At 74.9% G+C, this 21405-nt stretch carries 16 protein-coding genes; 8 read left to right on the top strand and 8 right to left on the bottom strand.

What is annotated here, in order from left to right:
* Nucleotides 1-228: 228 nt before the first annotated feature.
* From speB to ACI79B_RS09525, 3 genes are read left to right on the top strand one after another with little or no spacing between them, the layout of a single operon-like run.
* On the top strand, nucleotides 229-1269 hold the full coding sequence (gene speB, locus ACI79B_RS09535) for an agmatinase (protein ID WP_456928615.1): 1041 nt from the start codon (nucleotides 229-231) through the stop codon (nucleotides 1267-1269).
* Complete coding sequence (locus ACI79B_RS09530; protein WP_456928616.1) at nucleotides 1266-3218, top strand: primary-amine oxidase; 1953 nt, start codon at nucleotides 1266-1268, stop codon at nucleotides 3216-3218. Before speB ends, ACI79B_RS09530 begins: the two co-directional genes overlap by 4 nt.
* The gene (locus ACI79B_RS09525; RefSeq protein WP_456928617.1) at nucleotides 3218-3664 is read left to right on the top strand and encodes a hypothetical protein; all 447 of its coding nucleotides are present in this window, start codon (nucleotides 3218-3220) and stop codon (nucleotides 3662-3664) included. The genes ACI79B_RS09530 and ACI79B_RS09525 overlap by 1 nt, the downstream gene beginning before the upstream one ends.
* On the opposite strand, the gene ACI79B_RS09520 is transcribed toward ACI79B_RS09525, so the two are convergent.
* The 3 genes from ACI79B_RS09520 to gabT all read right to left on the bottom strand — a co-directional run bounded on the left by ACI79B_RS09520 (nucleotide 3613) and on the right by gabT (nucleotide 8691).
* Nucleotides 3613-4104 carry an Lrp/AsnC family transcriptional regulator gene (locus ACI79B_RS09520; RefSeq protein ID WP_456928618.1) on the bottom strand — a complete coding sequence of 164 codons (492 nt, stop codon included), beginning with the start codon at nucleotides 4102-4104 and terminating at the stop codon, nucleotides 3613-3615. The genes ACI79B_RS09525 and ACI79B_RS09520 overlap by 52 nt on opposite strands.
* Before the next feature lie 94 nt (nucleotides 4105-4198).
* Nucleotides 4199-7336: an NAD-glutamate dehydrogenase domain-containing protein gene (locus ACI79B_RS09515; protein WP_456928619.1), complete on the bottom strand. Its 3138-nt coding sequence runs from the start codon at nucleotides 7334-7336 to the stop codon at nucleotides 4199-4201.
* A complete protein-coding gene (gene gabT / locus ACI79B_RS09510) occupies nucleotides 7333-8691 on the bottom strand; it encodes a 4-aminobutyrate--2-oxoglutarate transaminase (RefSeq protein ID WP_456928620.1) in 1359 nt (452 codons plus the stop codon). The genes ACI79B_RS09515 and gabT overlap by 4 nt, the downstream gene beginning before the upstream one ends.
* A gap of 148 nt (nucleotides 8692-8839) precedes the next feature.
* On the opposite strand from gabT, the gene ACI79B_RS09505 reads away from it, so the two are divergent.
* The gene (locus ACI79B_RS09505) at nucleotides 8840-10342 is read left to right on the top strand and encodes a PucR family transcriptional regulator ligand-binding domain-containing protein (RefSeq protein ID WP_456928621.1); all 1503 of its coding nucleotides are present in this window, start codon (nucleotides 8840-8842) and stop codon (nucleotides 10340-10342) included.
* Nucleotides 10343-10409: 67 nt separating this feature from the next.
* On the opposite strand, the gene ACI79B_RS09500 is transcribed toward ACI79B_RS09505, so the two are convergent.
* The 4 genes from ACI79B_RS09500 to ACI79B_RS09485 form a co-directional block, all read right to left on the bottom strand.
* Nucleotides 10410-11456, bottom strand: a complete 1047-nt coding sequence (locus tag ACI79B_RS09500) for an LLM class flavin-dependent oxidoreductase (protein WP_456928622.1) — start codon at nucleotides 11454-11456, stop codon at nucleotides 10410-10412.
* Nucleotides 11453-13009, bottom strand: a complete 1557-nt coding sequence (locus ACI79B_RS09495) for an APC family permease (RefSeq protein WP_456928623.1) — start codon at nucleotides 13007-13009, stop codon at nucleotides 11453-11455. The genes ACI79B_RS09500 and ACI79B_RS09495 overlap by 4 nt, the downstream gene beginning before the upstream one ends.
* Before the next feature lie 140 nt (nucleotides 13010-13149).
* Complete coding sequence (locus tag ACI79B_RS09490; RefSeq protein WP_456928624.1) at nucleotides 13150-13869, bottom strand: PDC sensor domain-containing protein; 720 nt, start codon at nucleotides 13867-13869, stop codon at nucleotides 13150-13152.
* The gene (locus ACI79B_RS09485) at nucleotides 13866-14645 is read right to left on the bottom strand and encodes a FadR/GntR family transcriptional regulator (RefSeq protein WP_456928625.1); all 780 of its coding nucleotides are present in this window, start codon (nucleotides 14643-14645) and stop codon (nucleotides 13866-13868) included. The genes ACI79B_RS09490 and ACI79B_RS09485 overlap by 4 nt, the downstream gene beginning before the upstream one ends.
* Before the next feature lie 127 nt (nucleotides 14646-14772).
* On the opposite strand from ACI79B_RS09485, the gene ACI79B_RS09480 reads away from it, so the two are divergent.
* Genes ACI79B_RS09480 through ACI79B_RS09465 form a run of 4 tightly spaced genes read left to right on the top strand, consistent with a single transcriptional unit; the run spans nucleotide 14773 to nucleotide 19678 of the window.
* Nucleotides 14773-16263, top strand: a complete 1491-nt coding sequence (locus tag ACI79B_RS09480; protein ID WP_456928626.1) for a (Fe-S)-binding protein — start codon at nucleotides 14773-14775, stop codon at nucleotides 16261-16263.
* Between the two features lie 2 nt (nucleotides 16264-16265).
* Nucleotides 16266-17831 (top strand): FAD-binding oxidoreductase, encoded by a 1566-nt coding sequence (locus ACI79B_RS09475; protein WP_456928627.1) that lies wholly within the window; start codon nucleotides 16266-16268, stop codon nucleotides 17829-17831.
* A complete protein-coding gene (locus ACI79B_RS09470) occupies nucleotides 17818-18192 on the top strand; it encodes a hypothetical protein (protein ID WP_456928628.1) in 375 nt (124 codons plus the stop codon). The genes ACI79B_RS09475 and ACI79B_RS09470 overlap by 14 nt, the downstream gene beginning before the upstream one ends.
* A 40-nt stretch (nucleotides 18193-18232) precedes the next feature.
* Nucleotides 18233-19678 (top strand): gamma-aminobutyraldehyde dehydrogenase, encoded by a 1446-nt coding sequence (locus ACI79B_RS09465; protein ID WP_456928629.1) that lies wholly within the window; start codon nucleotides 18233-18235, stop codon nucleotides 19676-19678.
* Between the two features lie 94 nt (nucleotides 19679-19772).
* Here ACI79B_RS09465 and ACI79B_RS09460 read toward each other — a convergent pair whose 3' ends face one another.
* Nucleotides 19773-21215: an aldehyde dehydrogenase family protein gene (locus ACI79B_RS09460; RefSeq protein ID WP_456928630.1), complete on the bottom strand. Its 1443-nt coding sequence runs from the start codon at nucleotides 21213-21215 to the stop codon at nucleotides 19773-19775.
* Nucleotides 21216-21405: the final 190 nt, after the last annotated feature.

Raw genomic sequence — 21405 nt, 5'->3', positions numbered from 1 at the left:
GCGTCGTGCGGCCCGTCGGTCACGTCCGCGGGCACGCCCGGGCGCCGGCGCCCCGTCGGTCCGGATCCGCGCGCCGAGGGAGCCCGTGAGCACGGAAGACATCGGAGTGAGGCGTCCATGCGACGGGAACCGTCGGTCCGGCGGCTTGACAGCACGGATCCAGTCGTCACGATGGAGCCGTACCCTGCGGCCACCCCGGACCGCACGACTGATCGGACCTCTGCCGCGATGACGCGCTATGGCGCCCAGTACGGGCCCGACATCACCTATCTCGGCGTCGACCGCTGCGACCTCGGCGACCCGGCGTCCCTCGCCGGTGCGGACGTCGTGGTCCTCGGCGCCCCCTTCGACGGTGGGACCTCCCACCGTCCCGGCACCCGCTTCGGCCCGCAGGCCATCCGGATGACCGACTACCTGCCCCACGACGGCTCCCGGCCCAGCCTCGCGCTGCGCACCGACGGGCTGCGCGACCTGCGGGTCCTCGACGCCGGTGACGTCGAGATGTACTCCGGTGACATCGAGACCGCCCTGCCGGCGCTGGAGGCGGCGGTGGAGACGGTGGCCCGGGCCGGCGCGATCCCGGTCGTGCTGGGCGGGGACCACTCGATCGCCTTCGCCGACGCCAAGGGCGTGGCCAACGTCCTCGGCCACGGCCGGGTCTCGATGATCCACTTCGACGCGCACGCCGACACCGGCGACATCGAGTTCGGCTCGCTGTGGGGGCACGGCCAGCCGATGCGCCGGCTCATCGAGTCCGGCGCGCTGCGCGGCGACCGCTTCCTGCAGGTCGGCCTGCGCGGCTACTGGCCACCGCCGGAGACGCTGGACTGGATGGCCGCGCAGCGGATGCGCTCCTACGAGATGACCGAGATCGCCCACCGCGGGCTCGAGGAGTGCCTGACCGAGGCGTTCGGCATCGCCACCGACGAGTGCGACGGCGTCTTCCTCTCCGTGGACATCGACGTCTGCGACCCCGGGCACGCCCCGGGCACCGGGACCCCCGAGCCCGGCGGGCTGACCGCCCGGCAGCTGCTGGACTCCGTCCGCCGCACCTGCCTGGAGCTGCCGGTGGTCGGGGTCGACGTCGTCGAGGTCAGCCCGCCCTACGACCACGCCGACATCACGGCCGCCCTCGCCAACCGGGTGGTCCTGGAGGCGCTGTCGGCGATCGCCCGGCGCCGCCGGGACGCCCGGGACGGCACCCGCTGGGACCCGTCCCTCCCCCTGCTCGCCCACCGACCCGACACCGCCCCGGAGGACCCGTCATGACCGAGCACGCGCCGTCCTGCCACAGCGCCGGCGGTCCCGGCAGCACCGGCCGCTCGGCCGGTGCCGGCACGCCGCACCCGCTCGACCCGCTGACCGCCGAGGAGTTCCGCGCCGCCGCGGCGGTCCTGCGCCGCGACAAGGGCGTCGACGAGCGCTGGCGGTTCGCCTCCGTCGAGCTGCGCGAGCCGGCCAAGGACGTCGTCCGCGCGTTCCGCCCCGGCGACCCGATCCGCCGCGAGGCCCGGGTCACCGCCTGGAGCCGGGACGAGGGCGTCCCCTACAAGGCCGTCGTGTCGCTCACCGACGACGCCGTCCTGTCCTGGGAGGCGGTGCCCGGGCAGCAGGCGAACATGACCCTCGACGAGTGGCACGAGGCGCACGAGGTGCTCATCCAGCACCCCGACGTCGTCGCCGCCCTGGCCAAGCGCGGCATCACCGACCTCGACCTGGTGCTCATCGACACCTGGGCCTACGGCCACTCGCTCATCCCGCAGGGCCTGCAGGACCGCCGGGTCGGCTGGACCGACGTGTGGCGCCGCTCGGAGCCCAACGGCAACCCGTACGCCAACCCGGTCATGGGCCTGCACTTCGTCGTCGACCTCAACACGATGGAGCTGCTGCAGGTCGAGGACAGCCCGCCGCCGGCGCAGCCCGCCGTCATGGGCGAGTACGTGCCGTCGCTCGTCCCCGGCCTGCAGCAGCGCACCGACGTGCGGCCGCTGGAGATCACCCAGCCCGAGGGCGTCTCGTTCGAGCTCGACGGGCACGAGCTGCGCTGGCAGAAGTGGTCGATGAGGCTGGGCTTCAACCACCGCGAGGGACTGGTCGTCCACCGGCTCGCCTACGACGGGCGGCCGGTGGCCCACCGGATGTCGTTCGCCGAGATGGTCGTGCCCTACCGCGACCCGAGCCCCGACCACCACCGGCGCACCGCCTTCGACATCGGCGAGTGGGGCCTGGGCTTCATGACCACCTCGCTGAAGCTCGGCTGCGACTGCCTCGGCGACATCACCTACGTCGACGCCGTCCTGCACGACACCCGGGGCGAGCCGTACACGATCGAGAACGCGATCTGCCTGCACGAGGAGGACGACGGCGTGCTGTGGAAGCACGTCGACGAGCAGGCCGGCGCCGAGGTCCGCCGGTCGCGGCGGATGGTCGTCTCGTTCCACGCCACGGTGGCCAACTACGAGTACCTGACCTACTGGCGCTTCTACCAGGACGGCACCGTCCAGTGCGAGGTCCGCGCCACCGGGATCATGGTCACCAGCGCCTTCCAGGGCACCCCGCCGCCCTACGGCACCGTCGTCGACGAGCAGACCTACGCGCCCGTCCACCAGCACTTCGTCGTGGCGCGGCTGGACATGGAGGTCGACGGCCCGGAGAACACCGTCGTCGTCACCGAGAGCGAGGCGCTGCCGGTGACGGAGGACAACCCGTACGGCCTGGCCGTGGTGACCCGCAGCCGCCCGGTGGAGTCGGAGTCGCAGGGCCGCCTGGACCTCGACTTCGCCACCCAGCGCAGCTTCAAGGTGGTCAACCGCACGAGGCCGAACCGCCTCGGCACCGCTCCCGGCTACAAGCTGTACCCCAACTCGGCGATCCCGTCGCTGGCCGACCCGAGCGCGCCGTTCCGGCAGCGCGCCCAGGTCATCGACCACCCGGTGTGGGTGAGCCGGTTCGACGAGGAGGAGCGCTGGCCCTCGGGCGAGTTCTGCAACCAGAGCTCGCGGGACGCGGGGCTGCCGGTGTGGCAGGAGGCCGACCGCCCGCTCGTGGACACCGACGTCGTGCTGTGGCACGTCTTCGGCATCCACCACGTGCCGCGGCCCGAGGACTGGCCGGTCATGCCGGTCGACGTCTTCTCCTTCGAGCTGAAGCCGGTCGGCTTCTTCGACTGCAACCCGGCCCTGGACGTGCCGCCCTCGGCCTCGGGGCACTGCTCCTGATGGACGGGCGACCGGCAGCTGCGGGCCGCTCCGGCGGGCCGCAGCTGCTGGCCGCCACCGCGGCGGGGGTGGCGACGACGTCGGCGCTGCTGCACCTGCCGCCGCTCGTCCCGCCCGCGCCCGGCTGGGGCGCCGTCGTCCCCCTGGCGCTGACGGCCGCCTGCCTGGGCTGCGCCGTGCACCTGTGGCGCCGGCCGTCGGTGGCGGCGTGGGCGGGGCACGTCGGGGTGGCCGCGCTCATGCTCGCCCACCCGCTGCTCGCGCCCGCGGGGCACGTGCACGGCGCGGGCGCCTGGGCGCCCGGGGTGCTGCTGCTCCTCGCCGGGCTCGGCGTCCTGCTGGGCCTGCTGCGCTGGGCCCTGGGGACCGACGTCCCGGTGCGCTGCCGGCCGGGTCAGATGCCGGCGGCGGGCGGGAGCTCGGGACGGCGGGTCCCCCAGGCGTAGGTCTGCTTGCGCAGCCCCAGGTAGAGGTGGGTCTCGGTGGACGTGACGCCCTCGAGGGCCCGGATCCGGGCCACGGTCCCCAGCAGCTGGTCGTCGTCCTCGGCGACCACCTCCACCAGCAGGTCCGCCGGGCCCGCGGTGACCACCACGTAGATCACCTCCGGCAGGGCGGCGATCGAGTCGCCGACCGTGCGCGGGTCGCCCTGCGTCCGGACGGTCACCATCGCCTGGCGGGAGAACCCGACCTGCAGCGGGTCGGTGACCGCGACGATCTGCATCACCCCGGCGTCGAGCAGCCGCTGCACCCGCTGGCGGACGGCGGCCTCCGACAGCCCCACCGCCGCGGCGATGCGGGCGTAGGGACGGCGGCCGTCCTCCTGGAGCTGCTCGATGATGGCCCGCGACACGTCGTCGAGCACGAGCTCCCGACGGATGCTCACCCGGCCTCCCGCCTCGGTCGCGTGGGCCCGGTGACCCCGGGCTCCCGGATCGTAACGACCACCCGGGAGCCCGGCGCCCTCCCTCCGGGGGAGCTCACCCGACGGCGTCGACCAGCCGGCGCAGCTCGGCCACCACCACGCAGGCCCGGCCCAGCACGTCGTCCCGGGCGGACCCGGCCCGGTCCCGGACGGCGGCGAAGCGGGCCAGCGGTGCCCGGTGTCGGGCGGTGAGGGCCCCGGCGTCGGCGTCCGGCAGCAGCGCGGCCACCAGCGCCCACCGCAGCCGGTCCACCTCCTCGCGCAGGGCCGCGCGGGCGGCGACCACCCAGTGCGAGTCGCCGGCCTCCTCGGTGGTCCAGCCGTGGACGCGCGGCAGGTCCAGCAGCCGCTCGACGGCGGCGTCGGCCGCGGCCGCGCGCTCCAGGTCCACCCCGGTCGCGGCCGCCACCCCGGCCAGGTCGACGAGGTCGGCCCGGCAGGCGAGGACGGCGACCCGCTCGGCGAGGTCCGGCGTCGCGCCGGCCGCGGCCAGCCCGGCGCGCAGCTCCCGGGCGCGGTCGCCGGCGGCGCCCGGCCGATCCAGCCAGGTCCCGGCCGGGACCCGCGCGACCGCGGCGGCCAGCGCCGGCACCGCCGCGGTGAGCTCCGCCGGGTCCCGGTGGGCGGCCAGCAGCCGGTCGGCGGCCCGCTCGGTGGCCGCCTGCAGCTCGGCCAGCACCGGCCGCTCCACGGCCAGCGGGACCTCCTCCCCGGCGAGGCCGTCCACCAGCGCCCACAGCGGGTCCAGGCCGAGCACCCGGGTGGCGGCGACGGCGGCGCGGGCCGCCGCCGCCGTCGGGACGCCGTGCCGCTCCTCCAGCCGCAGCAGGAGGCCCGGGCCGACCCGGTTGACCAGGTCGTTGGCCAGCTGGGTGGCGGTGATCTCGCGGGCCAGCGGGTGGGCGGCGACGCGGTCGGGCCAGCGCTCGCGCACCGCCGCCGGGAAGTAGGCCGCGAGCACGCCGGCCACCGACGGGTCGTCGGGCAGGTCGCTCGCGAGCAGCTCCTCGCGCACCAGGTTCTTCGAGTGCGCGAGCAGCACCGCGGCCTCCGGCCGGGTCAGTCCGGCACCCGCCTGGCGCAGCCGCTCGATGCCGGCCTCCGAGGGCAGTCCCTCCAGGTCGCGGTCGAGCCCGTGCCGCTCGAGGTCGCCGATCAGCTGGGCGTGCCGGTCGAGCAGGAACGGCGCCTGGGCCGCGCACACCGACAGCGCCCGCGCCTGCAGCGCGTTGTCGGCGAGCACCGCCGCGGCCACCTCGTCCTCGACCGCGCGCAGCACCGCGTCCCGCTCGGCCCGCGGCACCCCGGACAGCGCGATCTTGAGGTTGACCTCGCGGTCGGAGGTGTCCACGCCGGCGGAGTTGTCGATGAAGTCGGTGTTGAGCGCCACCCCGGCCCGGGCCGCCTCGACCCGGGCACGCTGGGTCAGGCCCAGGTTGCCGCCCTCCCCCACCACGCGGCAGCGCAGCTCGCCGGCGGTGATGCGGACCGCGTCGTTGGCGCGGTCGCCCACCTGCGCGTCGGTCTCGTCCGCGGCGCGGACGTAGGTGCCGATGCCGCCGTTCCACAGCAGGTCGACCGGCGCCCGCAGCACCGCCCGCACCAGCTCGGCCGGCGGGAGCTCCTCGGCGTCCACGCCCAGCCGGGCGCGCACCTGCGGCGGGAGCGGCACGGACTTGGCGTCGCGGCGGTGCACGCCGCCGCCCTCGGACAGCGCCGACCGGTCGTAGTCGTCCCACGACGAGCCGGGCAGCGCGGCCAGCCGTCGGCGCTCCGCCGCCGACCGCGCCGGGTCGGGGTCGGGGTCGAGGAACACGTGCCGGTGGTCGAAGGCGGCGACCAGCCGCAGCCGGTCCGACAGCAGCATCCCGTTGCCGAAGACGTCGCCGGACATGTCGCCGATGCCGGCCACCGTCAGCTCACCGTCGGGGTCGACGCCGAGCTCGCGCAGGTGCCGGCGCACCGACACCCAGGCGCCGCGGGCGGTGATGCCCATGGCCTTGTGGTCGTAGCCGACCGAGCCGCCGGAGGCGAACGCGTCGCCCAGCCAGAACCCGCGGCGCTCGGCCACCTCGTTGGCCAGGTCGGAGAAGGTCGCCGTCCCCTTGTCGGCCGCGACCACCAGGTAGGGGTCCGCGCCGTCGTGCACCACCGTGCGGGGCGGGTGGACGACGCGGTCGCCGTCCCGGTCGTCGGTGACGTCGAGGAGCGCACCGACGAAGGTGCGGTAGGCGGCGGCCACCCGCTCCTGCACCGCCGCCCGGTCCAGGCCGCGCAGGTCCTCCCGGACGACGAACGCGCCCTTGGCGCCGGCCGGCACGATGACGGCGTTCTTCACCATCTGCGCCTTGACCAGGCCGAGCACCTCGGTGCGGAAGTCCTCGGGACGCTCGGACCAGCGCAGCCCGCCGCGCGCGACCCGGGCGCCGCGCAGGTGCAGCCCCTCCACGCGGGGCGAGCAGACGAAGGTCTCCACCTCCGGCCGCGGCGCGGGCAGCAGGCCGAGCCCCGCGGAGGCGATCTTGAGGGCCAGCGCCGGCCGCGGCGCCCCGGCCTCGTCGACCTGGTAGCGGTTGGTGCGCACGACGGCGGCCAGGACGTCGCGCAGGCCGCGCAGGATGCGGTCGGCGTCCAGGCTCGTGGTCCGGGTGAGCAGCTCGGCCAGGTGCCCGGCCGCCGACGCCGCGGCCGCCGGGTCGGCGGCGTCGGGGTCGTGCCGGGCGGCGAAGTGCGCCAGCAGCGCGCGGGCGAAGTCCGGAGCGGCCAGGACCGTCTCCTCGACGTAGCTGCGCGACAGGCCCAGGCCGACCTGGGCGAGGTAGCGGCAGGCGGCGCGCAGCACCGCGACGTCGGGCACCGCCAGCCCGGCGCCGACGGTGAGCCGGGAGAGGCCGTCGAGCTCGGTCTCCTCCGCCCAGGCGGCGGCCAGCGCCTGCTCCAGCCGGGGCAGCGCGGCGTCGGGCGCCGTCCCCGGCGGCAGGAGCAGCTCGACGCGGGTGGCCGGGGCGCCGTCACCGGCCACGGCCACGGCGTCGGCCACCCGCACGCCGAGCCGGTCGAAGACCGGGACGACGTCGGCCAGCAGCGGGCGGTCCGCCGGCCAGGTGACCAGGCCGGCCACCCGGCCGCCGCCGGCCGGGCCCTCGGGACGCAGGGTCAGCCGGCGGGCGCCGGCGGCGGCCGAGGCGCTCACCGGCCCGGCGCGTGCTCGTCGAAGGCCGCGTCGAGGACGTCGAGCGCCTCGCCGAGCAGGTCCTCCCCGATGACCAGCGGAGGCAGGAAGCGCAGCACGTTGCCGAACGTGCCGGCGGTCAGCGTGATGACCCCGGCGGCGTGGCAGGCCTTCGAGACCGCGGTGGTCAGCGCGGCGTCGGGCTCCTTCGTGCCGGGCGCCACGATCTCGACGGCGAGCATCGCGCCGCGTCCGCGCACGTCGCCGATGACGCCGGTGCGCTCCTGCAGGGCGCGCAGCCGCGGCAGCATGGTGGCCTCGATGCGGCGGGCGGCGGCGTCCAGGTCGAGCTCCCGCATGGTGTGGATGCTGGCCAGCGCGGCGGCGCAGGCCACCGGGTTGCCCCCGTACGTGCCGCCGAGCCCGCCGGTGTGCACGGCGTCCATCAGCTCGGCGCGGCCGGTCAGGCCGGCCAGCGGCAGCCCGCCGGCGATGCCCTTGGCGGTGGTGACCAGGTCGGGGACGACGCCCTCGTGCTCGGCGGCGAACCAGGCACCGGTGCGGCAGAAGCCGGTCTGCACCTCGTCGGCGATGAAGACCGCGCCCGAGCGCGTGCACCACTCGGCCAGGGCCGGCAGGAAGCCCGGCGCCGGGACGACGAAGCCGCCCTCGCCCTGGATCGGCTCGATGAGCACGGCGGCCACGTTGGACGCGCCGATCTGCGACTCGATCAGGCCGAGCGCCCGCGCGGCGGCCTGCTCGCCGGTCATCCCCGGCTCGTCGCGGAACGGGTAGGACATCGGCACCCGGTACACCTCGCCGGCGAAGGGCCCGAAGCCGTGCTTGTAGGGCATGTTCTTCGCCGTCAGCGCCATCGTGAGGTTGGTGCGGCCGTGGTAGGCGTGGTCGAACACCACGACCGCGGAGCGGCCGGTGGCCACCCGCGCCACCTTGACCGCGTTCTCCACGGCCTCGGCGCCGGAGTTGAACAGCGCCGAGCGCTTCTCGTGGTCGCCGGGGGTGAGCCGGTCGAGCTCCTCCGCGACGGCGACGTAGCCCTCGTACGGCCCCACCATGAAGCAGGTGTGGGTGAACGCCGCGACCTGCGCCTGCACGGCGGCCACCACCTCCGGCGCGGCGTGGCCGACGTTGGTGACGGCGATGCCCGAGCCCAGGTCGATGAAGGAGTTGCCGTCGACGTCGACCACCACCGCACCGGCGGCACGCTGGACGTAGACCGGCAGGACGCTGCCCACGGCCGCGGTCACCGCGGCGGAGCGGCGGGCGGCGAGCTCGCGGGAGCGGGGCCCGGGGATCTCGGTGACCAGCCGCCGCTCCTGGACGACGGTGCCGGGGTCGGTGAGCAGGTCGGTCATCGCTGTCTCCTCGCGGGTGCCGGCCTCCCCCGGTCCGGGGAGGCCCTCACGTCCAGGGTGGGTGGCGCACGTCTCTCCCGGTACCGTCCGGACCGGCACCCCGGGGACGTCCGGGTGTCCACTTCGTCGAGGGGGTCGGCCCGTGCCGGTGACCGTCGCGACCCTGCTGGGGACCGCGTCGCTGGAGCTGACGCTGCACACCCGCGCCGCGCCGGTCGACCGGGCGGTCTCCTGGGTGCACGTGAGCGAGCTGGCCGACCCGACACCGTTCCTGGAGGGCGGCGAGCTGCTGCTCACCACCGGGCTGGCGCTGACCCCGGACATGGCCGCGGGGTACGTGCGCCGGCTGGCCGGCGCCGGGGTCGTGGGGCTGGGCCTGGGCACCGGGCTGACCCACGCGCGGGTGCCGCCGGAGCTGCTGGCCGCGGCCGACGAGCACGGGCTGGCCGTGCTCGAGGTGCCCCGGCAGACGCCGTTCATCGCGCTGTCGCGGGCCGTCTCGAGCGCGCTCGCCGCCGAGGAGTACGCGGCGGTGACCCGGACCTCGACCGTCCAGCGGGAGCTCACCCGCGCCGCGGTCGGGCCGGGCGCCCCGGGCACCGTCGTCGACCGACTGGCCCGGCACCTCGGCGGGTGGGCGCTGCTGCTCGACGCCGCCGGGACACCCCTGGAGGCCGCTCCCGCCGGCGCCCGGTCGCGCGCGGGTGCCCTGACCGGCGCCGTCGACCGGCTGCGCACCGCCCGCCCCCCGGCCGGCGCCGCGCTCACCCAGCCCGGGGAGACGGTGCTGCTGCAGTCGCTGGGCACGGGCACGCGGGTGCGCGGCCTGCTCGCCGTGGGGCGGGCGGAGCCCTTCTCGCCGGGCGACCGGCACGTGGTGAACGCGGCCGCGCTGCTGCTGACGCTGCGGCTGGAGCAGTCCCGGGCGCTCGACAGCGGCACCGCGGCGCTGCGGGCGGCGATCCTGCAGCTCCTGCTCACCGGGCAGACCGCCGCGGCCGTGCCGGTGGTCGAGGCGCTCGGCGAGCGGCTGCCGGTCGAGCCGGTGGTGGCCCTGGCCGTGCTGGGCAGCGCGGAGCAGCGGGCCGCCGCCGTCGACGTCGCGGCCGACGCCGCCTCCTCCACCCGCGAGCCGGTGCTCTCCGCGGAGGTCGACGACGCCCTCGTCGTCCTGGTGCCGGCCGACGGCCCGCTGGCCGGCCGGCTCGCCGACCTCCCCGGCCGGGTGCCCGGCGCCGTGGTGGGCACCGCGCCACCGGTGCCGTGGGCGCGGCTGGCCGACGGCGTGCGGCAGGCCCGCCAGGCGGCGGGGCACGGCCGCGCGTCGGGCCGGCCGGTGACCGCCTTCACCGACCTGGCCGGGCAGGGCCTGACCGCGCTGCTGGACCCGGTGGCCACGGGGGCCTTCGCCGAGGCCGCCCTCGCGCCGCTGGTCGCCGCCGACCGGGCCGGTCCCGGCGACCTGGTCGAGTCGCTGCGCGTGTGGCTGGCCGCGCACGGGCAGTGGGAGCCGGCCGCGGCCCGCCTGGGCGTGCACCGGCACACGCTGCGCAAGCGGATCCGGCGGGCCGGGGAGCTGCTCGGGCGCGACCTGGACTCCCCCGGCGTCCGCGCCGAGCTCTGGCTGGCCCTGCACCCGCCCACCGGCTGAGGAAGGACCCCCTTGCCCCCCACCGCTCGCACGCTCGCGGCGGGCCCTGCAAGGGGGCCGACCTCCGCTAGGCGAATGCGGGCATCACCTCGTCGTGCAGCAGCCGCAGCTGCTCCTCCACGGTGGCGACGCCGGGCAGCTCCCGGCCGGTGAAGGCCTTGACGATCGACGCGTCGTTGATCGCGGCGATGACGTGGTTGACGCCGGCCGGCTCGATCTCCTTGATCTTCGCCGTCACCTCCTCCGGCGTGCCGGAGAAGGACAGCTTGTCGGTCAGCTCCGGCGTGGTCAGCTCGATGCCCCGGGCGAGGTCGCCGCCGGCGATCGCCTCGATGATGGGGGTGAGCTGGTCGGGGTCCACACCGTGCCGGGCGAGCTGCTCGGCCGGCATGGAGGAGGCGTAGATGCCCACCATGCTGCGGGCCGCCTCCTTGGCCGCCGCCGAGTCCCGGCCGACGGCGAGGACGACCCAGGCGCCGAAGTCCATCGTCGTCCAGTCCTTGCCGGCCTTCTCGGCGCCTGCCCGGAAGTGCTCGGCCGCGTACTCGTAGGCCTGCCGGCTGTAGCTGAGCGCCTGGTGGCACCCGTCGGAGTACTGCGCCGCCGCCTCGAACGACCGCGGGCCCCGCATCGCGCCCATCTTCACCGGCACCCGCTCCTGCACCGGCCGGGCGAACGTGAACAGCCCGTCGTAGCGGAAGAACTCGCCGTCGAAGGTGATCGTGCCCTCGTCGAGCAGCGTCCGGACGACGTGCACCCCCTCGATGGTGCGCGAGAGCGGCTTCATCCCCTTCCAGTCCAGCTTGTACTGCGCGAGCAGCCCGAAGTTCCCGCTGGACAGCACGACCTCGGCCCGGCCGCCGCTCAGCTCGTCCAGCGTCGCCGCGGCCTGCGCGATCAGCGACGGCTCGCGCAGGGTCACCGACGACACGCTCGGCCCCATCCGCACCCGCGACGTCCGCGCCGCGGCGGCGGCGAACAGCAGCCAGAGGTCCTTGTGCCAGGTCTCGTCGGCGGCGTAGACGGCGTAGAAGCCGAGCTCGTCGGCCAGCTCGATCGCCCTCAGCGACTCCTCGAGGGAGTAGTCGGGCAGCATCGCGTAGCTGAACTTCATCGGATCTCCTCACTCACCTGGTTGCGCGCCCCGTCCGTCGAGGCGTCGCGCCGGATCTGGTGGAGCTGTGCGGCCACCTCGCGGGCGTCGCCCTCGGGGATGTGGGCAGAGTGCCGGTCCGGGCGGGCGAGGAACAGGTAGAGCAGCCCGGTGGCCGCGACGATCGCCAGGCCGATGGCGACGATCCAGCGGTCCAGGAACGTCTCGGTGCCCGGCGCGGGCTTGACGAGCAGCACGATGGCGAAGACGCCGTAGGCCAGCGCGAGGACGTTGACCACGAACCCGGCCGAGCCGAGGTTCCACAGCCCCGCCGGCCGCCAGCCGCGCAGCCGCTGCCGCAGCGCGGCCAGGACGACCGCCTGGAAGGCGATGTAGATGCCGAGCACCGCGAACGCGGTGACCCGGGCCAGGGAGTCCGGCTGCCAGAAGACGAACAGGCAGATGAGCACCGGGACGACGCAGACCACCAGCAGCGCGTTGGTCGGGACGGCGTGCCGCGCCGACACGTGCGCCAGCCAGCCGCTGGCCGGGAGCATGCGGTCGCGGGCGAAGGCGTACAGCAGCCGGCTGCCCGCCGCCTGCAGCGAGAGCACGCAGGAGACGAACGCGACGACGGTGACGACCAGGAAGACCTTCGACCCCGCGGTGCCGAGCGCGGCCTCGAGGATGGTCGGGATCGGGTCGACGTCCTCCCCGGCCATGATCGCCTGCAGCTGCGCGTCCGGGGCGGCCAGCACGTAGCCCGCGTAGGACAGCAGACCCGAGACGCCGCCGACGAGGATCGTCAGCATCATCGCCCGGGGGATCCGCCGGGTCGGGTCGGCGACCTCCTCGGCGACGTCGCCGCAGGCCTCGAAGCCGTAGAAGAGGAACAGGCCGGACAGCGCGGCGGCGAGGAAGGTGCCGAGGTAGCCCTCGCCACCGCCGGCGCCCAGGGTGTCGAAGAAGATCGAGAAGGGCTGCTCGCGGCGGAACAGCAGCAGGAACAGGCCCAGCGCGATGACGCCGACCAGCTCGGCGGCCAGGCCGATGCGGGCGATGCGGGCCAGGGTGCGGGTGCCGCTGTAGTTGACGGCGAAGGCCAGGACCAGCAGCCCCACCGCGGTCGCCAGCGCCACGCCCGGGGTCGCGTCGATGCTGAACAGCGCGGCGACGAACCCGCCCCCGAACTCGGCCACCGACGTGACCGTGACGATGATCGCCCAGATGTAGACCCAGGAGACGATCCAGGCGAAGCGCCGGTTCCCCAGCCGCCGGGTCCACGGGTAGATGCCGCCGGCCAGCGGGTACTGCGAGACGACCTCACCGAACACCAGCGAGACCAGGAACTGGCCGACGCCGACGATGACGATCCACCAGATCGCCGGCGGGCCGCCGATGGACAGGCTGTAGGCGAACAGCGAGTACACGCCCACCAGCGGGGAGAGGTACGTGAAACCCAGGGCCATGTTCGCCCACAGGCCCATGCTGCGTTCGAACTGGCCGGTGTAGCCCAGCGCGGCGAGCTGGGCGTCGTCGGAGGTGCCGACGGTCTGTTCTCCGGGTGGTGTCACCGGGTCCTCCTCGGCTCGGGAGGGGGCCGTCGACGGTCGTCGTTGTGCCCCAGGCCACAAGGTCGGGCGAAAACCTATAGAGCCAGAGTTCACAGGACAAGACGGCCGCGTAACGTTCCTGTTCCCCGCCGCGGCGGGGGTCAGCCCCCGAGCGGACCGGTGCCGTCGTCGGCCAGCAGCCGCCAGGGGACGCCGGGCACGGGCGTCCCCCGCCCCGCCGGCGCGGCCGGCCCCGGCAGGAGGCTGCCGACCAGCAGCCGCGGCACCGTGGAGAGGACCACCCGGTCCTCGTCGTTGACCACGACGAACGGCGCGGGGAGCCGGCCGAGGGCCCGCAGCAGGTGGGTCTCGAAGCGGCGCACCGGGACGTCGGCGCCGGCCACCCCGACGAAGCCGCTCGCGGCCACGACCGGCTCGGTCAGCGTCAGCACGTAGCGGCCGGTGCCGTGGACGTCGACGTGCGGGCCGAAGGCGTGCCGGTGCCCGGTCCGCCGCGGGACGTCGTACCACTCGGTGGTCGTGTAGTCGTAGAAGCCCAGGCTCGTCGGCCGCAGGTCCGGTTCGAGGGTGTGCACCCGGCCGCCGTCCGGGTCGACCTGCCACCACTCCAGCCGCTGGCGCAGGCCCTGCTCGGGCCGGGGTGCGACCACCAGCCCCAGCCCGACGGCGAGCTGCCCGGACTCCCGGAGCAGCTCCTGCACGCCGTCGCGCAGGACCCACCTCGTGGCCGGCACCCCCTCGCGCTCGACCGAGCGCAGCACCGCCTCGCGCACCCGTCCGACGGTGACGAACACCCGCTCGACCAGGTCGGACACCCGCTCGGCGACCCGCGCGGCCTCCGCCGCGGTCCCGGCCTTCACGAGACCTCGCGCTCGGCGCCGGAGGGATCCCCGGCACCGAGCCGCTGCAGCCGCAGCTCGATCGCCCAGGTCGTGCGCGTCTCGATGTGCGCCTCGGTGAGCGCCCGGGCCCGTGCGCCGTCGCGGTCCGCGATCGCGTCGACGACCGCCCGGTGCCCGGCGACGATGACGTCGAGCAGTCCCGGGGCGTGCGCCGGGGGCCACGGCAGCTGACCGAGTTCCAGGTGCAGGTCCATCTCCTGCATGGTGAGCCGGACCGACTGGGCGGAGGCGGCCAGCTCGATGTAGTACCGGCCGTCGGTGCGCCGCTGGCCGGTGATCGTCCCGGCCGAGGCCAGGCGGTCGACGATGTCGCGCAGGCGGGCGATCTCCGTCCGGGAGGCGCGGGAGGCCGCCAGCCGGGCCGCGGCCGCCGCCGCCGCGCTGTGGACGTCGCCGAGCTCGCGCAGGTCGGTGGTCCCCAGCTCGGCCAGGCGGGCGTCGGCGAGCTCGGAGAGGACGTCGTCCCGGGAGACGACGAAGCTGCCGCCGCCACGACCCCGCCGGGTCTCGACCAGCCCGAGCTTGCGCAGCTCGGCCAGCGCCTCGCGCAGGGTCACCGTCGAGACCTTGAGCATGGTCGCGAGGTCGGTCTCCGTGGGCAGCTGCTCGCCGTCGGCCAGCAGGCCGAGGGCGATGGCGCTGCCCACGCGGCGGACGACGGCCTCGCTGCGCAGCGCGCCGTCGTCGAGGGGCGCGAAGACGGCGCGCCGGGCGTCACCGCTGAGCAGCTGCACGCTCGCCTCCTGAGACTTGCATGAGCAGAAGTGTTACACCGACGAACCCGAGCCTTAACCGTTGATTCCATAGGTTTTGCTCGTTAGCGTGACGCAGACCCAGCCGCCCTGTGACGAGGAGCACCCAGTGACACAGGTCCAGCCCGAGCGGCCACCCGGAGCCGACGCCCTCTCCCAGCCGTTCACCCCCGGCGCACCGTCGAACCCGCCGGAGCTCGCGGACTACCCGGAGACGCTCGCCGGCCCGGTCCCGCCGCCCCGCCAGGACCCGAGGACCGCGGCGTTCGTCGAGCAGTGGCGCAACACCTCGTACAACTGCTTCTCCTCCGGTCACAAGTTCTGCCGCGAGGTCTGCCCGGTCACCCAGGTCGAGCGCAACGAGTCGTGGACCCCGACGGCCTTCCACGCCAACGTCGTGGCCATGGAGCGCGGCGAGCTCGACATCGCCGACATCGCCGCCGACTACGTCAACTGCACGCAGTGCGGCGCCTGCGAGCTGCGGTGCCCGAACACCCTGTTCACCGGCGACTTCTACCGGTTCCGCACGCGCACGGTCGACGTCGTCAAGGCGGTGCGCTCCCTGGCGGTCGAGAGCGGCGTCCACCAGCCGAACTGGCAGATCTGGAACGAGCGCACCGACCTGCGCACCCACGAGCCGGTGCTCGGCGAGACGCCGGTCAGCCAGGAGAAGGTGCGGGACTGGGCCGAGGGCCTGGACATCCCCATCGGCGGCGAGACGGTCCTGTTCGTCGACTGCGAGGCCGCCTTCTACCGGACGTCGGTGCCGCGCGCGGTGGCGCAGATGCTCCAGATGGCCGGCTACGAGTTCGGCCTCATGGGCGAGCAGTGGTGCTGCGGCGGCCCGGCCGCCGAGATGGGCTACGCCGAGCAGGCCCAGCGCTTCGCCCGGCACAACCTGGACAACTGGCGGGCCACCGGCACCCGGCGGGTGCTCGTGCTCGACCCGCACGACTACATCAGCTTCACCGAGGACTACCCGAAGTACTTCGGCGAGGAGTTCGACATCGAGGTCGTCCTCGTCATCGAGGTGCTGGCCCAGCTGCTGCGCGAGGGCCGGCTGACCCCGTCGGTGCCGGTGGACCGGGCGATCACGTACCACGACCCGTGCCGGCTGAACAAGCGCAAGGGCATCTGGCAGGAACCGCGCGAGCTGCTGCGGGCCATCCCCGGGCTGCGCTTCGAGGACGTGGACCGGGTGACCCAGTGGTCCTACTGCTCGGGCGGCGGCGGCGGGCTGCCGATCGAGAAGCCCGAGCTCACCGCGAAGATCAGCGCGATGCGGCTGGAGCGGGCCGCGGAGCTCGACGTCGACACCCTGGTCAGCGCCTGCCCGTGGTCGGAGCGGCCGCTGTCGGAGGCCGGCGACGCGCAGGACATCGACGTCGTCGACCTGCACGAGCTGTTCGCCCAGTCGCTCGGCATCACCGTGGGCGGGTCCCGCGGCGACGTCGGCGACCGCCGGCTGGCGCAGGAGCGCACCGGCGTCCCGGGCCGGGCCCGGCGGGCGCACGGGAGCTCGCGCGGCGGATGCGGTGGCGGCGGCTGTGGCGGCGGGTGCGGCAACGGTTCCGGCGGCTGCGGGTGCGGGGGGCACTGACCATGACGACGACCGAACCCGTGATCGGGACCGCGCCCTTCAGCCGGGAGCCACTGGGTGACGCCGAGCTCGCCACCCTGGTGACCGCGCTGCGCCGGGTGCTCGCCGACGACCAGGTCCTGCTGGCCAAGACCGACCGCTACAACCGCGCCCGCGTGCCCGCGCCGTTCCCGGTGCACCGGTGGTCCGAGCGCGTGCCCGACGTCGTCGTCCTGCCGACGTCGACCGAGCAGGTGGCGGCGGTCGTGAAGATCGCCAACGACCTGCGCGTCCCGGTCGTGCCGCGCGACGGCGGCACCGGCCTCACCGACGGCGCGGTGCCCATGCGCCGCGGCATCGTCGTCGACGTCAAGCGGATGAACCAGGTCCACGAGCTGGACCTGGTCAACCGGACCGTCACCGTCGGCACGGGCATCAGCATGCTCAAGCTCAACGAGCGGCTGGCCCAGCACGGGCTGTTCTACCCGGACGACCCGGCGTCCTACCCGTGCTCGCTGGTGGGCGGCCGGATCGGCACCAGCGGCTGGTCGCTGATCGGCTCGCGCTACGGGCACACCCGCGACCTGGTGCTGAGCTTCGACCACGTGCTGCCCACCGGCGAGGTCCTGCACGTCGGCGACGGCATCGGCCAGAAGATCAGCAAGAGCTCGAGCGGCTACCAGCTCAAGCACCTGTTCATGGGGCACCAGGGCACCCTCGGCATCGCGACGAAGGCGACGCTGAAGCTGTTCCCCAAGCCGGAGGCGGAGCTCTCGCCGTTCTGGGCGTTCGACGACTACGACGCCGCGCACGCCTGCACCGGCGCGCTGGCCCGGGCGGGGGTGGCCACCTTCGCCGGCGCGGTGCTCTTCGACGAGCACAAGGTCGCCTACCTGCGCCGCGACGACGAGGCGTACATCCCGCAGCCCTCCGACGTCCGGGCGCTGGTCTGCGCGGTCATGTACGGCTACGAGGACGAGGTGCGGGCCGGCGGCAGGCGGCTGTTCCGCATCGCGAAGGAGCACGGCGCCCGCTACCTCGGCGACGAGATCTCCGAGGGCGACTGGGCCGCCCGGCACGACCGGTACGCCACCCCCCTGCACGGCCGCACCAAGGACGGCCAGGTCATCCCGATGTCCTGGCACTGCGAGGACGCCGCGGTCAACTTCTCCGACGTGCCCGCGGTCAGCCGGGCGTGGCACGAGATCCTGGCCGACCTGCGCCGGAAGACGGACGTGTTCGACGACTGGGGCATGTTCGCCTACACCTCGGCCAGCACCGGGGTCGACTACCTGACCGAGATCGACGTCGGCATCTGGGAGCAGCGCCTGGACGACGCCGCGTGGGCGGCGTGGGTGCAGGCCAAGCGGGACATCGCCGCGGTCGCCATCGCGCACGGCGGCTCGATGAGCGCCTGCCACGGGTCCTGCCGGGAGGGCGAGGTCGACCTGCTGCCGCAGGAGCTCGGCAAGGGGTTCGACGTGATGCTCGAGGTCAAGCGCGCGCTGGACCCGAACAACGTCATGAACCCGGGCAAGTACCTGCTGGACCGGGCCTACGGGAGGGACACGACCGATGAGAACCGATGACCAGCCCACCGGCCCGGCGGCCACCGCGCCGTACCGCTTCGCCGAGCAGCACACCCCGCCGGCGGCGCAGCGGGTCAGCGAGGTGGCACAGACGACCTTCGAGCACGTCTACGAGGTCGACCCCCGGCTGATGCAGACCCACGTGCTGCAGCAGGTGTTCCCCAACTGGGACACCCTGCGCATCATGCGCAGCCGGCACGACCACCTCGCCTGGATGCACCGGCACTTCGCGGAGAGGGTCGTGACCGGGTCGGAGCTGCTGGCGGAGGTCGAGGCGGAGACCCAGGCGCCGAGCGAAGTGCGGAATCCGCACGGATCGGCGCCTGGCACTGGATCGACCGACGGTCTCGGGGCACGATGACGACCGGATCAGCACCACTGTCGAACGAGAGGGACCTGCGGTGAGCGAGAAGCTCGAGCTGCGCAACTTCGTCGGCGGCGAGCACGTCGACGTCACCGACGGCCGCCGGATGGACCTGGTGGACCCCTCCACCGGAGAGGTGTTCGCCTCCGCGCCGGTGTCGGGTGCCGAGGACGTCGACCGCGCCTACCGCGTGGCCGCCGACGCCTTCGAGACGTGGCGGGACACCACCCCGTCGGAGCGGCAGCGGGCGCTGCTGCGCCTGGCCGACCTGGTCGAGGAGCACGGGGACGAGCTGGTGGCCCTGGAGAGCCGCAACACCGGCAAGCCGATCGGCCTGACCGCCTCGGAGGAGATCCCCCCGATGGTCGACCAGATCCGGTTCTTCGCCGGCGCGGCCCGCACCCTGGAGGGCAAGGCCGCCGCCGAGTACATGGCCGGGCACACGTCCTGGGTCCGCCGCGAGCCGATCGGCGTCGTCGGGCAGGTCACGCCGTGGAACTACCCGATGATGATGGCGGTCTGGAAGATCGCCCCGGCCCTGGCGGCCGGCAACACCGTCGTCCTCAAGCCGTCGGACACCACCCCGGTGACCACGCTGCGGCTGGCCGAGCTGGCCGCGGAGGTGCTGCCCGCCGGCGTGCTGAACGTGGTCTGCGGCGACCGCGACACCGGCCGCGCGCTGGTGGACCACCCGACGCCGCAGCTGGTGGCCATCACCGGGTCGGTGCGGGCCGGCATGGAGGTCGCCGGCGCCGCGGCCAGGGACGTCAAGCGCGTCCACCTCGAGCTCGGCGGCAAGGCGCCGGTCGTCGTCTTCGACGACGCCGACCTCGAGGCCGCGGCCGAGGCCATCGCCACCGCCGGCTACTTCAACGCCGGGCAGGACTGCACCGCCGCCTCCCGCGTGCTGGCCGGCCCGGGGATCCACGACGACTTCGTCGCCGCGCTCACCGAGCAGGCCCGCGCCACCGCGACCACCTACGCCAAGGGCGCCGAGGACGCCGACGCCCTGGTCCCGCCGGTGAACAACGCCAACCAGCTGGCGCACGTCACCGGGTTCCTCGACCGGCTGCCGGGCCACGCGGAGGTCACCGCGGGCGGGCACCGCCAGGGCGACCGCGGCTTCTTCGTGGAGCCGACCGTCGTCGCGGGCCTGCGCCAGGACGACGAGATCGTGCAGCGGGAGGTCTTCGGCCCGGTCATCTCGGTGCAGCGCTTCACCGACGAGGACGAGGCCGTGCGCTGGGCCAACGGGGTCGACCTCGGCCTGGCGTCCAGCGTGTGGACGCGGGACTTCGGCCGGGCCATGCGGATGAGCAAGCGGCTGGACTTCGGCTGCGTGTGGATCAACACGCACATCCCGCTGGTCGCCGAGATGCCGCACGGCGGGTTCAAGCACTCCGGCTACGGCAAGGACCTGTCGCTCTACGGCCTGGAGGACTACACCCGGGTCAAGCACGTCATGGCCAACATCGAGAGCTGACCGCTCTCCCGACGACGAGGCCCCCGGTCCGATCGGACCGGGGGCCTCGCTGCGTCCCGGCCGCCCCGAGGTCGTCAGGAGCGGCCGGGGGGCCTCACACCGGGATGCCGGTGAGGACCAGCACGCGCTCCTCGGTGAGGTCCTCCATGGCGGCGTGCACGCCCTCGCGGCCGGTGCCCGAGTCCTTGACCCCGCCGTAGGGCATCTGGTCGGCCCGGTAGCTCGGCACGTCGCCGACCACCACTCCCCCGACCTCCAGCGCCTGCGCCGCGCGGAAGGCCACCTGCAGGTCGCGGGTGAAGACGCCGGCCTGCAGGCCGAAGCGGCTGTCGTTGACCCGCGCGAACGCCTCGTCGACGGAGTCCACCGGGTCGAGGACCACGACCGGGCCGAAGACCTCCTCGCAGGACACCTTCGCGTCGGCGGGGACGTCGGTGAGCACCGTGGGCGCGTAGGCGGCGCCCTCGCGCGTGCCGCCGGTCAGGACCCGCGCGCCCGCCGCGACCGCCTCCTCGACCCAGCTCTCCACCCTGCGGGCGGCTTGCTCGTCGATCAGCGGGCCGACGTCGGTGGCGTCGTCGGTCGGGTCGCCGGTGACGAGCTTCTGCACGGCCTCCACGACGCGGTCGGTCAGCGTGCCGGCGACGGCGCGGTGGGCGAAGACCCGCTGCACCGAGATGCAGGACTGGCCCGCCTGGTACATGGCGAAGGTGGCGATGCGGCCGGCGGCCCAGGCCAGCGCCTCGTCGTCCTGGTCCGGGGCGACGACGACGGCGGCGTTGCCCCCCAGCTCCAGGGTCACGTGCTTGCGCGGCGCGGACTCCCGGATCGACCAGCCGACCGGCACCGAGCCGGTGAAGGAGACGACCGGCAGCCGCGGGTCCTGCACCAGCTGCGCGGCCACCTCGTTGGGCACCGGCAGCACCGACCAGGCGCCCGCCGGCAGCTCGGTCTCGGCGAGGACCTCGCCCAGGAGCAGCGCCGACAGCGGCGTCGCGGGCGCCGGCTTGACCACGATCGGCGCACCGACCGCGATCGCCGGGGCGACCTTGTGCGCCACCAGGTTCAGGGGGAAGTTGAACGGCGCGATGCCGAGCACGGGGCCGCGCGGGACCCGCCGGACCAGGGCCATGCGGCCGGTGGCCGCCGGGTCGGTGTCCAGGCGCTGCAGGGTGCCCGACCAGCGCCGCGCCTCCTCCGCGCCCCAGCGGAAGGTCGAGACGGCCCGGGCGACCTCGAGCCGCGCCCACTTCAGCGGCTTGCCCGACTCCGCGGTGATGAGCGCGGCGATCTCCTCGCTGCGCTCGGCCAGCCGCCGGGACACGTGGTCCAGCGCGGCGCTGCGCGCGTGGGCCGGAAGGGCGGCGCACTCCGCCCGCGCACCGTGCGCCGCGGCGACCGCCGCCTCCACGTCCCCGGCGCCCGCGGTCGTCGTCCGGCCCGCGACCGCGCCGTCGTGGGGGGAGCGCACCTCCACGACGTCCGTGCCCGTGCGCGGCCGGCCGGCGACCCAGTAGGGAGTGGTCGGTGTGGACATGCGTCCTCCTCGGGAGTCGACGGCGACGCCGTCGACTCTGCTGGACCGCTCGCCCTCCGCACGAGTGCCGGAGTGGCGACGACACGCGACCCGTGGTGCCGACCTGGCACGCCCTCCCGCGGGGCGCGGAACGCCCGCGACGCCCGCTCCACCCGGCTCCGCGCACCGCGCCGACGTGAACGGCGCACCG

The organism is Geodermatophilus sp. SYSU D00879 (assembly GCF_054050375.1).
This window is presented reverse-complemented; position numbering and strand designations above follow the sequence as displayed.